Genomic DNA, 216 nt, shown 5'->3' with positions numbered 1-216 from the left:
GATGGACTGGCTCTCGGCGACCCGCTCGCCGGGCTGGTGGCGGGCGACCGGCGACAGCTCACCACCCCGGGCGAAGCGCTGCAGGTCCTTGTCGCTGGCGTAGGCGTCCATCTTCTGGCTGTGGGCGACGCGCTCCCCGGCGAGGGTGGTGCGGGCGACGCCCCAACCGTGGTCGACCTCGCCGACGACGAGCCCGTCGGGCACGAAGACGTCGTC

1 pseudogene is annotated in these 216 nt (G+C 73.6%); it reads right to left on the bottom strand.

Annotated elements, in window-relative coordinates:
* Positions 1-216: pseudogene (locus F0U47_RS20595) on the bottom strand (hypothetical protein); the annotation flags it as partial.

Origin of the sequence: Nocardioides antri (assembly GCF_008373765.1) — a bacterium.
In the GTDB taxonomy this organism is placed as follows: domain Bacteria; phylum Actinomycetota; class Actinomycetes; order Propionibacteriales; family Nocardioidaceae; genus Nocardioides; species Nocardioides antri.
Note: the sequence above shows the minus strand (reverse complement) of the source record. Positions and strands in the feature narration are given on the sequence as shown.